Consider the following 13,457-nt stretch of genomic DNA (forward strand, 5'->3'; position numbering starts at 1 on the left):
ACTCAAAGAAAAGGACACATGTCATGCTTTCGTGTTTGAAACCAAATCTCCCCAAGCTCGGCGCCGCACTGGCCGTTGCCTCTATCGAACTGGCTGCGGCCGCATTCCTCGCAGCGCCAGCACAAGCCGAAGTACCGATCTGGGTGATCGAAGATGCCGACTCCACCATCTACGTGACCGGCACGGTTCATATGCTTCCGGAAGGCACCGAATGGCACGGCGAAAAGCTGGACGCCGCGCTGGATGAAGCCACCGAAATCTGGCTCGAAATTCCGATGACGGGCTCGATGGCCGACATGCAGGCGGAAGCCGCACCCCTGATGATGCAGTATGCCCTGTCAGTCGATGCGCCCCTCTCTTCCCGTCTAACCGCTGAAGAACTCGAACTCCTCAACGCCGCGATGGAACGAGCAGATATGCCAGCACAGGCGCGTGCAGGTATGGAGTACATGAAGCCATGGGTCGTGCTGCAGGCTGTTGGTATGGCGCCGCTTTCCGAGGCCGGATACGATCCGGAACAGGGCATTGATGTTCAACTCGTTCGTATGGCCATAGATCAAGGCGACAGCGTTCACGGGTTTGAAACTCTGGAACAGCAAATCCAGTTCTTCGCAGGCATTCCGGATGAAGATCAGGAACAGGCGCTCCGCGATCTTCTGCGCGTCTCTGATGAAGAAACCGCAGAGATGGTGACTTTGGCCACGTCCGCCTTTGAGGGCTGGGCTAATGGCGACGTTGAAGGCATGGAAGCGCTCTTCACCGCATGGGCCGAAGATGAAGACTCCGCGCTATCGCCTCTGCCATATGACCGGATGGTCGCTGGCCGCAATGCCGACTGGGCAGAGCAAATCGACGACATGCTGGCTGGCGAGGGCGTTCACCTCATCGCCGTCGGTGGTGGTCACCTTGTCGGGCCGGACAGCCTGTTCGAAATGCTGGACGATCGCGGAATTTCAGCCTCTCGCTACTAGTCCCGCCGCGTAATTTAGCGCGAACCGTCCGGACTGAATATCCGGGCGGTTTTTTGCGCGAACTTGCGCCAATCTGCACGCGGTGAGACACTCTTCCGATAAAGATAAAATATTGGGAGGAACACATGACATACGCTGACGGGCGTCTGATGCACGATGCTGACAGCCATTTGATGGAACTACCAGGCTGTCTTGATCCCTATTTCCAGCCTTCACTTCTGTCGCGGTTTCACGCGCTGGAGAGCTATCAGGACAAGCTCCGGAAAATGGACTGGGCCGACAAAGCCCGCGCACAGCAGGCAGAAGCCGACTTCCGGACCGGCGCTGGCGATGCCATCATGCTCCGCAAAAATTATGAAGCGCATGGGGCGTTTCTGCGCGAAGATCGCCCTCCTGCGCTGGATGCGATGGGCTTTGCGTCCCAGCTTGTTTTTACCACTTTCTGCCTTGGTAATTTCGGTCTGGATCAATCCGGCGACATGGAGCTCTGCTATGCCGCCGCCGATGCGCATAACCGGATGATGATGGACTTTTGCGCCATAGACCGACGCCTGTTGCCAGTCGCCTATATTCCGCTTGAAGACGTCGCCCGCGCTGAAGCCTCAACCAGGCTGGCGATAGAACTGGGTGCCAAAGCATTGATGGTGCCGTCACTCTGCCCGCAAAATCACAGCCCAAGCCATATTGGCCTCTATCCAGTCTGGGAGTTGGCGCAGGATGCGGGCATTCCGGTCGTCTTCCATGTGGGCGGCGAAGAAAAGCTCAATCCCATGTACAAAGAGAATGGCCTGCCGCCGGTGAAGGACTTTCATGGCGGCGATGATAACTTCACATCCGTCAGCTATATGCCCATCCCGAACGCAGCCATGCAGACCATGGCGACGCTTATTTTTGATGGTGTCTGGGACCGGTTTGAAAAGCTGAAATGGGGCGCAATCGAGCTCGGCTCGGCATGGCTGCCCGGCTGGATGCGCTCTATGGACTCAGCGGCCGGTGCCTTCACTCGAAACGAGGAACGCCTGCAGAAGCTCTCCGCCAGACCTTCCGAGATCGTCCAACGCCAGCTGCGCGTTGCGCCCTACCCTCACGAGGATGTGGGCTGGGTGATTGAGAACTCCGGCGAGAACATGATTATGTTCAATTCGGACTTCCCGCATATCGAAGGTGGCCGCCACCCGCTGAAACGGTTCGATGCCTCGATTGCACACCTGTCAGATGAAACGAAAACCGCGTTCTTCTCCGGTAATTTCATCGATATGATGGGCAAAGCTTTACCGCAGGATCTGCACCACCCTGCGCATCTTCGCGTTGCATAGAAACGCCATTTCGGGATTTTTCAGGGCCCACACCTTGCACCGCACCGCAGTGTGAGGAATGACAGTCTGGTGGATTAAAGGACCGGACATGAAGCCCTGGAAAATTCTATCATCGCGCCAGACCTATAAAGACAAATGGCTCGGCGTTCGTACCGATACGGTTGAGCTGGCGAATGGCGCAGTCATTCCGGATTTCCACATCATTGAATACAAGGAATGGGCTGCCATTTTGGCCTTCACTGAAGATGGCGAGCTGATCGTTATCCGCGAGTATCGTCATGGCTGCCAGTCCATTACGCTGGGCCTGCCCGCGGGAAGCGCCGAAGAAGGCGAGACGGATTACCTCTCAGTCGCGCAGCGCGAACTGCTTGAAGAGACCGGCTATGAAGCGGCTGAATGGGTAAAAACCGGACAGGCCTATTCCAACTGGGCGACCCAGAACAATCAGGTGCACTTCTTCCTCGCATTTGGCGCGAAAAAGGTCGCCAAGCAGAACCTTGATGCGACAGAAGAGATCGAAGTCCTCACCATGAAATACGAGGATTATCTGAACTTTGAGGGCATTACGCCGAACCAGTGCCACCACGCTGCGGCGCTTCATTATGCAGAACGTTATTTTGCGAAACATCCTGAGAAAAGGCCTTGAGCTTAAACCCGTGATTGTGCACGGTCCGCTCTGAGAAGAGGGGAAGTTCATGAGCATGAAATCTGGTCTGTTCGCCAGTCTTGCGGCTGCAACTCTATTTGCGGCACCAGCTCTGGCGCAGGACTGCACTGCAACGCCGTCGGATGGAGCTTTGGAATCGCAGGTGCAACTGAACACCCTGCTTGATGACGGCTATGTCCAGTTCGCGGGATACCTTGCTTTGGTGGCCTACGCCCAGTCAGCTGATGCGTGCGCTGACCGCCAGATTTTCGAACAAGCCTATGTTCGCGCCTCTCAGAGCGAAGACAGCTCGATCATGATTCAATGGGAAAACTGGAGCCGCAGCCCTCTGGATGTTCGCTACCCGAGAGCAGCTGCAAATGATGGTTTCGGCTCAGAATGTACCGTCAGATTCGACCTTCCTCAGGCAGGCCCCGCCCAGAATGTGAATGTCGATTGCACCAATCCGCTTTTCAAATCGCCTATTCGCGAAGGCATGCGGCAGGTGATGTGGGCACCGCCCCATGTGGGAGAGCGCTTTACGCCAGCCGAAGATCTCTCTTTCGATCTGTCTTTCTCTTCTGTCATTCAGGATTGGGTATTCTGATAACAGAATCCGTCGTAGAGACGGTCGTATGACAGATCAGAACACGCAAAATCGCACCTGGTATTTCGTTCGCCATGGCGAAACAGACTGGAACGCTGAAAAGCGCATGCAGGGCCAGTGGGAGTCCAATCTCAACGAGAATGGCAAAGGCCATGCAGACGTAAACGGCCGCTGGCTCGCCACACTGCCTATCGAGCATATCTGGGCGTCCCCACAGGTGCGCGTGCGCCAGACCGCAGAAATCATCTCAAATCATGTGCCACTCGCGGCCAACCCGCAATTCGATGACCGGCTGAAAGAATGGAGTTCTGGCGACTGGTCCGGAATGCTCTATGCGGACATTGCCAAGGAACGCCCTGATGAATGGGCCAAATGGGTCGAGGATCGGTATAATTACCGCCCGCCAACCGGCGAAAACTTCGTAGACCTTGAAGTCCGCGCAGACAGCTTCTTCGAAGATGCCGCCAAGGTGGAGGCTGAAACCGTCGCTGTGCTTGCGCATGGCTTCATCATCCGCGTCATGGTCAGCCGGCTTGCAGGACTGTCTCAGGCCGATGTTCTGGCCGTGAAGCAGACCAATGACACAGTCATCCGTGTGCGTCAGTCGAACGGCGAAACGATCATAGATCATTTCGTGGGTGGTATTGGTCCGCATGCCGGCCTGCCTCTTGGCGAACAAGGCGCAGCCTGAACCAAAGAAAAAGCCCGGCTCATCCGCCGGGCTTTAATCTGTTACGCCACCAGTTTTTCTTCAAAGATCCGATCAACCGGCTTATCGCCGGATTGCAGTTCAAACAGCGTGTTCTTTGCCTCGGGGCGCTCAGCCGCAGCCTGAAGCACATGGGCGACGTCAGCACGTGGGATCTCACCGCCATTGTGGTTGATGTCCTCGACCTTCACCTTGCCGGTCGGAGATTCATTAGTGAGAGCTACCGGACGCACAATGGCATAATCCAACCCTGACTTTTTGAGATACGCATCTGCCTCACCCTTCGCTCGCAGATAGTCCTGCAAATATTCCGGACCAGCTTCTGGTGTGTCCGCGAGCATGGAGCTCAGCATCACAAAACGGTCTACGCCGGTCGTTTTGGCAGCATCGACAAGACTGATCGCGCCATCACGATCCACGGCTTCTACGGCCTTACCGCAAGAGCCTGCTGCGAATACGACAACATCAATGCCTTCCAGATTTTGAGGGAAAGTTTCAGGCTGTGTGAGGTCCATCATCACCGGCTCTGCGCCCATGTCTCTGATCGTGCTGACCTGTTCGGGCTTGCGAACGGCACCCTTCACAGCGTGACCATGCTGCACGAGGCGTTCTGTCAAAATCTGGCCGGTCGTTCCGTGTGCACCTGCGATCAGAATATTCATGAGTTTGTCCTTTCTTTCCTGTTCTGCAAGACCAACGGGTGCGGTCTCTGCATGTTCCTGAAAACTGCCGAACTGAGACAAACTGCCTATTCCCTTCTCCTCGTATTTCGTATTATTAGAATGTATGAATATTCTTGCGCTTCTTGATCAGATCCCGATCGGCTTTGTTGTCCTCGCCTGCGTCACGCTGGGGCTCGCGCCGTTCGTGCCTGAGCCTCACCTTTGGGAAAAACTGAAAATGCTGGGCGCGGGTACACTCACTAAGCCCATCGATATCTTCGATCTGTTCTGGCACGCCTGGCCATGGCTTCTACTGATAGCCAAGCTCGCGCGAATGGCCCTCAGCCGTCAGGCCTGATTGACCGGCGCGACCAGCAGGTCTTCCAGAAAGAACGCAGATAGTTCGGCGCGGCCGGATACAGCTGCTTTGCGGTAAATTGCCCGCGCCTGATCACGCGCAGTGCGCTCGCTCGTGCCGCGCACCTTAGCAATCTCATCCATGCTGAGCCCTTTCAGGAGCAGATAGCCGATCTCCTGCTCTGCCGGTGAAAGCTCCCACTGTATAAACTGCCTTCCAATCGCTTCGGACAGGCCGCGCAGAAGCTCACGGTTTTCGCTCTGCCAGCGGTCCGCTTCAGCGCGCGCAAGCGTTAGCTGGCTTGTCGTCCGGCGAAGTGTGCGCAGAGTAAGAATGGCGCCTATAAGCGCTGCAATCAGCGCAGCACCTTCAATGGCGAGGTGAACAAGCCCTGCCCCCTCCCCCTGATCAGTCGCGAGGTCCAGCGCGATCAGCAAGGCGATGCCCGCGAAGACAATCACTGTGAAAATGCTCAGGCGATTCCGCATATCCACTTCGCATACCCTTCTGTAAATGCTGTACTTTTATCGCTTACGTCATTTGACGAATAGCTTTTACGGCACGCATTGCCATTCTGTTCCGGTAAATACTGGAGACAGACATGACAGAACACAATAAGCCAAAAAGCCTCAAAGTCTGGGACCCGATTGTTCGCATTGGTCATTGGGCCATCGTGATCGGGGTTCTCACCGCTTACTTCTCTGGCGATGAATCGCGCAGCGTCCACACGACCGCCGGATATGTCGTGGCGGGTGTTGTTATCTTCCGTCTGCTATGGGGTCTGATCGGCACAAAGCATGCCCGGTTTTCGGATTTCGTTCGCGGCCCCGGCGCTGTGATCGGCTATCTGAAAGATATCGCCTCTGGCAAAGGCAAACGCTTTATCGGCCACAATCCCGCTGGCGGCGCGATGATCCTGGCCCTGCTCTTCTCCATGCTGGTGACCACAGGGTCCGGCATGGCCATGTACGCTATGGATGAAGGCAAAGGCCCGCTCGCGCCGGTGATCGCCATGCAGGCTGACACCGATGGTGCAGCAGCGCCTGCCACCGCCTCAGGCTATGAGAGTCATGAAAGCGATGATGACGATCATGAGGGTGGAGAGCATGAAGGCCATGCCTCTGGCCCCCTCGGTACGCTCTACAACATCCATAAGATTTTCACCTATCTCACGCTCGGCCTTGCCGGTCTCCACGTGATCGGCGTGATCGTTTCCAGCCGCGCGCATGGTGAGAATCTCGCAAAAGCCATGGTTACAGGTCGCAAGCGAGAGCAGCTATAACTCTGGCAGCAGGCTGGTCGTTGCATGGTCGACCAGCCTGCCCTTTTTCCCTGTGAAGGCTATCTGCCATCCTTGTCGGTGTAGTGAACACCGTATAATCTTCTCCCTGATAGATGAGCCGCACGACAGAGGCGCTCACCACAAGGGAGGACATTTTGAAGAGATCATTTTCCGCGGCGCTCGCGGCACTTTCCGTTTTTGCCTTTGCGCCCGCCGTCATGGCGCAGGCCACTGCCACCCAATCCGAAAGCTACACCGCACCTGAAGGCGCAATCGAAGTCTTCACGCCAATGCGCGATGAAACTGTTCTGGCGGGCAATCTTTACCTGCCGGAGGGCGAAGGACCGTGGCCATGCATCGTCACGCGCACGCCTTATCTGAAAGATGCCCGCTATGGCCAGCCGGGCGCAGGTGATCGCTACACTGATGCAGGCTTTGCCTTCCTTGTTCAGGATGTGCGCGGCAAGGGCCGTTCTGAAGGCTTTTATCGCGCCTTTATTGATGATGGTCCCGACGGCTATGACACAATTGAATGGATGGCAGAGCAGAACTGGTGCAATGGCCGCGTCGGCATTACCGGCGGCTCTGCCATGGGCATCACCTCCAACCTCGCCGCGACCTATGATCCGCCTCACCTTGATGCAGCCTATGTGATTGTCGCGCCATCTACACGCCTCACTGGCTCTTACATTGGCGGCGCATTCAAAGAGCAGGACTCAGGCGGCTGGTCCCGTCGTCAGGGCATTTCCGAAGACGTGATTGCCAATACGGCGCGCAACTATCTGGACAGCGCCTACTGGTCCAACACCGAGATTGGCGACAATCGCCGTTTCATCGATATTCCGATGTATAATTATGGCGGCTGGTACGACATCTTCAACGAAGGCAATGTCCGTAATTTCCAATACCTGCAGAATGAAGGCCGCGACGGTGCGCGCGGCAATCAACGCCTCACCATGGGTCCGTTCGGGCACGGTCCGCTCTCAGGCGACCTCGACTATCCGAATGGTGGTGGCCTTGGCGTTCTGACGATTGATGGCGTGGATCAGGAGATCCGCTGGTTCGATTACTGGCTGAAGGACATCGACAACGGCGTTATGGATGAGGCGCCTGTGCAGGCCTATATGATGGCCTCTGCACGGACAGATGAACTCTCTGACCAGAACCGCTGGATGAGCTTTGGCAACTGGCCGCCAGCGCCAAACTATAGCGAATATTATCTCCACCCGAATGGCAGCCTGTCGACGCGTGCACCATCCGGCGACGAGATGGTGAGCTATGAGTTTGATCCGGAAAATCCGGTCCCGACTTTTGGCGGCGCGAACCTGACCTTTGAGCGTGGCCCTATGGACCAGCGCCAGATTGGAGAGCGCGGCGACTATCTGCGCTTCGAAACAGACGTTCTGACTGAAGACGTTATGGTGGCAGGCCCTGTCACCATGCAGCTATATGCAGCGACGGACGGACCGGATACCGACTTCATGGTCAAGCTCATCGACGTTTACCCAGACGGTTATGAAGCCATCATCCTCGATAGCGCCATCCGTGCGCGCTATCGCAACGGCCGCGAGCCTGACCAGATCGAGATGATGACGCCAAACGCACCGGTCGAACTCACCATCGACCTCTGGGATACGGCGATTACCTTTGAAGAAGGCCACCGCATCGCTGTTCACGTCACATCGTCAAACTATCCACGCTTTGATGTGAACCCGAATACAGGTGAGCATCCATCCGATGCGGAAACACCGCGTATTGCGGAGAACACAATCTATATGACGGAAGACCGCCCGAGCGCGATCATTCTTCCGATCATTTACGATCCGAACTAAGCTCTTATGGAACGCGCCGGGCATCAGTCCGGCGCGCCTTTCTACCGATACGAGACACGCCATGCCTGCTTTCCAACCGACCGCCGACCAGTTCCGCGCTTTTCGTGACTTCGACCATGATGGCCCCATCGCGCAGGTGAACCTGTTGAAGTTCAAGGATAAGGCTATTTACCAGCCGGAAGATCCTGAATTTGAGGACGGTTCAACCGGCCAGGAAGCTTACATGCGTTATGCAGATGCGTTTGAGGTCATGGCGGAAGAAGCTGGCGGCCAGTGCGTCTTCAAAGGCAAGGCAGAGCGCTTCTTTATTGGAGACGGCGACTGGGACATGGTCTGGATCAACCAGTTCCCGAACCGGAAAGCCTTCATCGCGACGCTCAACCATACCGGCTATAAAGATGCTGCACGGCACCGTGAAGCAGGCCTTTTGCATCAGGATCTGGTGGTCACACACCCCGTTCTTGCGGAAAAGTGATCAAGTCAAACGCCTTTACGCAGCAAGCATTGCTGCAATGCAGCATCATGTAAAACCACAATACAAACAGTCAAACAGGCTGTTTCTTTACAGTTTCTTGCCGCGTTACAGCATTATCTCTATCCGGAATTACTGTAATATCGCTTTACGGAGCATGTTCCATCGTGCATAAGGCGCTCAGGACTTCGCACACGCGAAAGCAGTGAGACCCTTACCTAGCGTCAACCTCGTCCTTATATATAAGAAACGGGGAAGCTAATCCCCTGATATCAGTGGTGTTCTGGAGACTCGAATATGCTTCTGACGATGATGAAAGCGAAACTTCACAGCGCGGCAGTCACTCAATGTGACCTGCACTATGAGGGTTCTGTTTCCATTGACCAGGATCTTCTCGACGAGGCTGGCATTCTTCCGCACGAGCAGGTTTACATCTGGAACGTGACGGCAGGTTCCCGCATCATGACCTATGCTATCGAAGCCCCACGTGGCTCGAAAACCATTGGCGTTAACGGCGCTGCCGCACGTCATTTTCAGGTCGGTGATCGCGTCATTATCTGCACATTCGGTCAGGTCGAATCGGAAAAAGCACGCAACTATTCCCCGAATGTTGTTCTGCTGAATGAAAAGAACGACGTCGTTCGCCCGAACTAGGCCCTAAGCCTTTTCTTCAAGCTCCCGTAAAAGTGCAGCCTTGTCCTCTCCGGTCAGGTCGCGCCAGTCCATGCCTCGCAGCCCGGCCTCCAGTGCCCAAAGCAGGTTGAGGCTGGCATAGCGCGGGAACTGAAATCTCACACGTCGATATGCTTCAACGGCGCCGAGGTCTCTCAGCGCCGTTTGCTTTTCTATACCGGCTTCTCGCAGGACCCAGGCAGATTTCGGGCCGAGATTTCGAACGTCTTCAAGTCTGTCCGTCACTCCGGCCCCCATCTTCTTAGTCTTCAAGCTCGAAGACGACATTAACTGTCGCAGAGAAGCTGAGCTCACCACCTGAAATCTGGGTAGGTGCAGCGTCCATAGCCGCAGCACGCATCATGACCGGTTGCGGCGATGGCGCAGACTGTGTGTTCTCCGAAATCGTCACGATACGCGCGACGCTGAGACCTGATACATCTGCAAACAGATTGGCGCGGGACATGGCATCACGCATCGCATCGCGGCGTGCTTCATCCAGAAGCTCGCTCGGGTCTTCCACGCCGAACTGTACGCCAGAGAATGTGTTGCCGCCCTCGGCAACCATGGCATCAATCACGCCGCCAACTTTATCCATGTCGCGTACGGTCACGCGCAGCTGGTTAGAGGCCGTATAACCGACCAGAACACGCTCTGAATTCTGCGGATAGTTATAGCGCGGGTTCAGAGAGAAGTTTGACGTTTGAATGTTCGCTTCTTCAAGACCAGCGCGTTCAAGAGCAGCATAAACGCCTGCCATGTCAGCAGCATTCTGGCGGATCGCCTCTGCAGCTGTGCGCGCTTCGGTCGTTACGCCGCCGGAGAGATAAGCGATGTCAGGCGCGGCACTTACAGACGATGTCGCAGAGATATTCAGCGTCGTTTCCGGCTGAATGGAATTATGGTTCATGTGTTGCATGCTCTGAGCCGTTGCAGGGATAGCGGTAAAGGCCAGCGCGATGGCGGCAACGCTGGCGAGCGGTTTGACGATAGTCATATTGAGTCTCCTTTTCTGCCCCTTTGACTAGATACTAATCCGGGCAGGAGAATGACGGTTCCATTCATTCTCGGCTCATCTGAAATTTGCGGGCTTTACCTCTCGACGGATGAAAAAAAACAGGTAAGTTCCCCGTCTCACTGCGTCGGGCCTGTAGCTCAGTTGGTTAGAGCGGACCGCTCATAACGGTCTGGTCGGGGGTTCAAGTCCCTCCGGGCCCACCAGTATTCAGATTGCACCCCAAAAGGGTGCCGCGATCATCCACCTAATATTCTAGCGCTCATTGCAATCGTCTCAGGTTTTGCTCTACTTTGACAGCAATACTTCGAGAGGAATAACCATGTTTGTAGATGTTAAACTTTCAAGCGTGGCTGCACTCTTGTTTTGTCTGACTGGTTGCGCCGATGCGGACAGCACTTCCTCATCTGAAACGTCACCCATCCCAGCCACCGAGACATCTACATATAGCGTAGCTACGATCGATTACGGCGTTGACGGAGACTACGATGCCGCGGTTGGCCAGCTCGTCGCCAGCTTTTCAGAAGCTATCGAAGAGATCGATGTCTCGGCGATAGCGCATATGGATTTTGGTAGTGAAACGCATCCAACTATCATGGCTGCTTTCAGACACGGTTGCGAATGGTCTAACCCATGGATGCGAAACGCATTTGAGACCGCATCAGCACAGAATGCTGACCTGGGACTTTTCAGTTCTAGTTGCGTTGATTTCGAGTAACGAAACAGGACGCGACATGTCGCTGAGAGAAGCCTATCGACAGTTTCCTCAGCTAATCGTGCTTGATTAGGATTAGCTCGCACGTCGGGCATCTGCACGGTCAAACCCGCGCAATTTAAAGCTACAGATTTTCGTGAAATATCGGGTTTGCAAGTCAAACCGAAGAGTAGATTGTCATCTGCTCTGCGACAATTTCGTCCCTGATTATGTAAGATGTGAACATTCTTATTTACTGAATCCACATGGAAATAAGGGATAAGGGTACGCAAAGGAAACACAATGCGTACTTACATACTGTTTTCTATACTTTTTTCGTTACTGCCAGTTTTGGCGCTGAATCTCAGCCCTAAAGCGGGTGAGGACATACTCGCTATTTTTGGCGAGGATGCTGCGCTTGAAAACGTGGAGGCTGAGGCGCGCCGTCTTGGTCTCGAGGTCGTTTCGTTCAATCCGGACTTCCGGCACCTGATCGTTAACGACCCGACGGGCAACACGTCCAGAGCGCTCTATGCCCTCGGTGCGGATTACGTATTAGACGCCAGCTATGCGCAAATGTGTCAGCCATGAAAACGGGTATTACTGGGTGAACAATTATGAGCGGTACTAAAGACATTTCCAAACTTAGCAGCGACGATTTCAAAATCGACGCAGTTCGGCGCCCCGTAGCGCAGGGGATCCTCGTTCTAACCTGGCTGACGGCTGCCGTGATTAGCGCGATCGCCATGTTTAACGGCCATGGCCACGCGACTTTCGTGACACTGGTCTCGATCGGCCTCGCAGCACTACCAACCGTAGCGTTCTTCTCAAAACCGCTTTACGGCGCGATGCCAGTCAGCACTGGTGTCAGCGTTGCGGGTATCCTTGCACTGCTCGTCTATAACTTCCAATGGAATGGCGAAGGCATCGCGTATCAGATCGACATGCACATGACCTTCTTTGCAGGCCTTGCGATCCTGACAGGTCTGATGTGTTGGAAAGCTCTGGTCGCGTACACGCTCGCGGTTGCCGCGCACCACCTTGGTGCCTCCCTATTCGTTCCAACGCTTGCCTTCCCGGATGGCGCGCCTCTCGTTCGTGTTCTGCTTCATGGCGGCATTCTGATCATTGAGTGCGGCGCACTGATCTTCCTGTCTACAAAGATCACCAGCCTTCTGTCTGCTGTTCGCGGCGCTCTCGAAACAGCTGAAGACGCAGTTCACACAGCTGAAGAGGCTGAGGCCGAAGCGAACCGCCTGAAGACCGATGCCGAGGCGAAAGCCGTAAGCGAGCGTCTGCGTTACAATGCACTTCAGGAATCAGCCACTGAGTTCGAATCTGAAGTCAAAGGCCTCCTCGATGCACTCGCAACAGATATGGACTCTCTGAACAACACAGCAACAACGCTTGAGCGTTCAGCCGATGGGTCCCGTTCTCAGGCGCAAAGCATGGACACAGCAACATCCAGCGCCTTTGAAAGCGTCGGTTCTGCGGCAAGTGCGGCGCAGGAACTTGCATCTAGCATCAACGAGATCGTCAACCAGATTAACCACTCTACCGAGCTGGTTGAGAAGGCGACGGGCTCCACACACGCGTCCCGTCAGAAGGTCACCGAGCTCGCAACGAGCGCTCAGGCGATCGGCGACGTCGTAAACCTGATCAGCGATATTGCCGCTCAGACAAACCTTCTCGCGCTCAACGCAACGATTGAGGCGGCTCGTGCTGGCGAAAGCGGCAAAGGCTTTGCGGTTGTTGCCGCTGAAGTGAAGGGCCTCGCCGATCAGACTGCAAATGCGATCCAGACGATTTCCGATCAGGTTCAGCAAATTCAGTCTGTCACGAAAGAAACAACAGACATGATCGCTGCGATCACAGAGCAAATGGACGGCATCAGCTCGTTCACTCTGCAAGTCTCAGCGGCAATCGACCAGCAAGGCGTTGCAACAGACGAGATCGCTCGCAACGTCGCAACAGCATCTGACAGCACACGCCGTGCGGCAGACGAGGTCAGCACAGCGGCACGCACAGCGAAAGAAACGTCCGACGCTGCGAAAACCATTCTCGGCGTCTCTGATGAAGTTCGCGAAGCAGGCAAACGCATCACGACGCGTGTCGAGGACTTCCTCAAGAAGGCTGTTGCCTGATCGGCAATCACCCTTCTACCCAGACAGAAAGCCCGGCATGTGCCGGGCTTTTTTTGTTGGTCACTACATGTGAAAAA

The 13,457-nt window shown here is 55.2% G+C and carries 17 protein-coding genes and 1 tRNA gene; 14 read left to right on the forward strand and 4 right to left on the reverse strand.

The window, feature by feature from the left end:
• Positions 1–23 precede the first annotated feature (23 nt).
• The 5 genes from P1U45_RS01165 to P1U45_RS01185 all read left to right on the forward strand — a co-directional run bounded on the left by P1U45_RS01165 (position 24) and on the right by P1U45_RS01185 (position 4,231).
• On the forward strand, positions 24–971 hold the full coding sequence (locus P1U45_RS01165) for a TraB/GumN family protein (RefSeq protein ID WP_301057107.1): 948 nt from the start codon (positions 24–26) through the stop codon (positions 969–971).
• 125 nt (positions 972–1,096) lie between these two features.
• Complete coding sequence (locus P1U45_RS01170; protein ID WP_301057108.1) at positions 1,097–2,287, forward strand: amidohydrolase family protein; 1,191 nt, start codon at positions 1,097–1,099, stop codon at positions 2,285–2,287.
• Between the two features lie 88 nt (positions 2,288–2,375).
• Positions 2,376–2,933, forward strand: coding sequence for an NUDIX hydrolase (locus tag P1U45_RS01175; protein ID WP_301057109.1), 558 nt, complete (start codon positions 2,376–2,378; stop codon positions 2,931–2,933).
• A gap of 49 nt (positions 2,934–2,982) precedes the next feature.
• A complete protein-coding gene (locus P1U45_RS01180) occupies positions 2,983–3,540 on the forward strand; it encodes a hypothetical protein (protein ID WP_301057110.1) in 558 nt (185 codons plus the stop codon).
• A 28-nt stretch (positions 3,541–3,568) separates the two neighbouring features.
• Complete coding sequence (locus tag P1U45_RS01185; protein WP_301057111.1) at positions 3,569–4,231, forward strand: histidine phosphatase family protein; 663 nt, start codon at positions 3,569–3,571, stop codon at positions 4,229–4,231.
• A 41-nt stretch (positions 4,232–4,272) separates the two neighbouring features.
• Here P1U45_RS01185 and P1U45_RS01190 read toward each other — a convergent pair whose 3' ends face one another.
• A complete protein-coding gene (locus tag P1U45_RS01190; protein WP_301057112.1) occupies positions 4,273–4,911 on the reverse strand; it encodes an SDR family oxidoreductase in 639 nt (212 codons plus the stop codon).
• Positions 4,912–5,035: 124 nt separating this feature from the next.
• On the opposite strand from P1U45_RS01190, the gene P1U45_RS01195 reads away from it, so the two are divergent.
• A complete protein-coding gene (locus P1U45_RS01195; protein WP_301057113.1) occupies positions 5,036–5,269 on the forward strand; it encodes a hypothetical protein in 234 nt (77 codons plus the stop codon).
• Here the strand turns inward: P1U45_RS01195 and P1U45_RS01200 are convergent.
• A complete protein-coding gene (locus P1U45_RS01200; protein ID WP_301057114.1) occupies positions 5,260–5,757 on the reverse strand; it encodes a hypothetical protein in 498 nt (165 codons plus the stop codon). The genes P1U45_RS01195 and P1U45_RS01200 overlap by 10 nt on opposite strands.
• 113 nt (positions 5,758–5,870) lie before the next feature.
• On the opposite strand from P1U45_RS01200, the gene P1U45_RS01205 reads away from it, so the two are divergent.
• The 4 genes from P1U45_RS01205 (at position 5,871) to panD (ending at position 9,509) form a co-directional block, all read left to right on the forward strand.
• The gene (locus P1U45_RS01205; RefSeq protein ID WP_301057115.1) at positions 5,871–6,551 is read left to right on the forward strand and encodes a cytochrome b/b6 domain-containing protein; all 681 of its coding nucleotides are present in this window, start codon (positions 5,871–5,873) and stop codon (positions 6,549–6,551) included.
• Between the two features lie 155 nt (positions 6,552–6,706).
• Positions 6,707–8,383: a CocE/NonD family hydrolase gene (locus P1U45_RS01210; RefSeq protein ID WP_301057116.1), complete on the forward strand. Its 1,677-nt coding sequence runs from the start codon at positions 6,707–6,709 to the stop codon at positions 8,381–8,383.
• A 61-nt stretch (positions 8,384–8,444) separates the two neighbouring features.
• Positions 8,445–8,858 carry a DUF1330 domain-containing protein gene (locus P1U45_RS01215; RefSeq protein ID WP_301057117.1) on the forward strand — a complete coding sequence of 138 codons (414 nt, stop codon included), beginning with the start codon at positions 8,445–8,447 and terminating at the stop codon, positions 8,856–8,858.
• Between the two features lie 294 nt (positions 8,859–9,152).
• Positions 9,153–9,509: an aspartate 1-decarboxylase gene (gene panD, locus P1U45_RS01220; protein WP_022693080.1), complete on the forward strand. Its 357-nt coding sequence runs from the start codon at positions 9,153–9,155 to the stop codon at positions 9,507–9,509.
• Positions 9,510–9,512: 3 nt separating this feature from the next.
• On the opposite strand, the gene P1U45_RS01225 is transcribed toward panD, so the two are convergent.
• Positions 9,513–9,773, reverse strand: a complete 261-nt coding sequence (locus P1U45_RS01225; RefSeq protein WP_301057118.1) for a TfoX/Sxy family protein — start codon at positions 9,771–9,773, stop codon at positions 9,513–9,515.
• Between the two features lie 16 nt (positions 9,774–9,789).
• The gene (locus P1U45_RS01230) at positions 9,790–10,524 is read right to left on the reverse strand and encodes an SIMPL domain-containing protein (protein WP_301057119.1); all 735 of its coding nucleotides are present in this window, start codon (positions 10,522–10,524) and stop codon (positions 9,790–9,792) included.
• 147 nt (positions 10,525–10,671) lie between these two features.
• Between P1U45_RS01230 and P1U45_RS01235 the strand changes: the two genes are divergently transcribed.
• From P1U45_RS01235 to P1U45_RS01250, 4 genes are all read left to right on the forward strand, one after another.
• Positions 10,672–10,748: transfer RNA gene (locus P1U45_RS01235), tRNA-Ile, on the forward strand.
• Between the two features lie 116 nt (positions 10,749–10,864).
• A complete protein-coding gene (locus tag P1U45_RS01240; RefSeq protein ID WP_301057120.1) occupies positions 10,865–11,260 on the forward strand; it encodes a hypothetical protein in 396 nt (131 codons plus the stop codon).
• 279 nt (positions 11,261–11,539) lie between these two features.
• Positions 11,540–11,827, forward strand: a complete 288-nt coding sequence (locus tag P1U45_RS01245; RefSeq protein WP_293619100.1) for a hypothetical protein — start codon at positions 11,540–11,542, stop codon at positions 11,825–11,827.
• 26 nt (positions 11,828–11,853) lie between these two features.
• Complete coding sequence (locus P1U45_RS01250) at positions 11,854–13,380, forward strand: methyl-accepting chemotaxis protein (RefSeq protein ID WP_301057121.1); 1,527 nt, start codon at positions 11,854–11,856, stop codon at positions 13,378–13,380.
• Positions 13,381–13,457 lie beyond the last annotated feature (77 nt).

The organism is Ponticaulis sp., from assembly GCF_029210165.1.
Lineage (GTDB): Bacteria > Pseudomonadota > Alphaproteobacteria > Caulobacterales > Hyphomonadaceae > Ponticaulis.

What these genes read in the sequence shown, in the direction of transcription:
- P1U45_RS01165 (WP_301057107.1), top strand. Translation starts at nt 24, where the DNA reads ATGCTTTCGTGTTTGAAACCAAATCTCCCCAAGCTCGGCGCCGCACTG.
- P1U45_RS01170 (WP_301057108.1), top strand. Translation starts at nt 1,097, where the DNA reads ATGACATACGCTGACGGGCGTCTGATGCACGATGCTGACAGCCATTTG.
- P1U45_RS01175 (WP_301057109.1), top strand. Translation starts at nt 2,376, where the DNA reads ATGAAGCCCTGGAAAATTCTATCATCGCGCCAGACCTATAAAGACAAA.
- P1U45_RS01180 (WP_301057110.1), top strand. Translation starts at nt 2,983, where the DNA reads ATGAGCATGAAATCTGGTCTGTTCGCCAGTCTTGCGGCTGCAACTCTA.
- P1U45_RS01185 (WP_301057111.1), top strand. Translation starts at nt 3,569, where the DNA reads ATGACAGATCAGAACACGCAAAATCGCACCTGGTATTTCGTTCGCCAT.
- P1U45_RS01190 (WP_301057112.1), bottom strand. Translation starts at nt 4,911, where the DNA reads ATGAATATTCTGATCGCAGGTGCACACGGAACGACCGGCCAGATTTTG.
- P1U45_RS01195 (WP_301057113.1), top strand. Translation starts at nt 5,036, where the DNA reads ATGAATATTCTTGCGCTTCTTGATCAGATCCCGATCGGCTTTGTTGTC.
- P1U45_RS01200 (WP_301057114.1), bottom strand. Translation starts at nt 5,757, where the DNA reads ATGCGGAATCGCCTGAGCATTTTCACAGTGATTGTCTTCGCGGGCATC.
- P1U45_RS01205 (WP_301057115.1), top strand. Translation starts at nt 5,871, where the DNA reads ATGACAGAACACAATAAGCCAAAAAGCCTCAAAGTCTGGGACCCGATT.
- P1U45_RS01215 (WP_301057117.1), top strand. Translation starts at nt 8,445, where the DNA reads ATGCCTGCTTTCCAACCGACCGCCGACCAGTTCCGCGCTTTTCGTGAC.
- panD (WP_022693080.1), top strand. Translation starts at nt 9,153, where the DNA reads ATGCTTCTGACGATGATGAAAGCGAAACTTCACAGCGCGGCAGTCACT.
- P1U45_RS01230 (WP_301057119.1), bottom strand. Translation starts at nt 10,524, where the DNA reads ATGACTATCGTCAAACCGCTCGCCAGCGTTGCCGCCATCGCGCTGGCC.
- P1U45_RS01240 (WP_301057120.1), top strand. Translation starts at nt 10,865, where the DNA reads ATGTTTGTAGATGTTAAACTTTCAAGCGTGGCTGCACTCTTGTTTTGT.
- P1U45_RS01245 (WP_293619100.1), top strand. Translation starts at nt 11,540, where the DNA reads ATGCGTACTTACATACTGTTTTCTATACTTTTTTCGTTACTGCCAGTT.
- P1U45_RS01250 (WP_301057121.1), top strand. Translation starts at nt 11,854, where the DNA reads ATGAGCGGTACTAAAGACATTTCCAAACTTAGCAGCGACGATTTCAAA.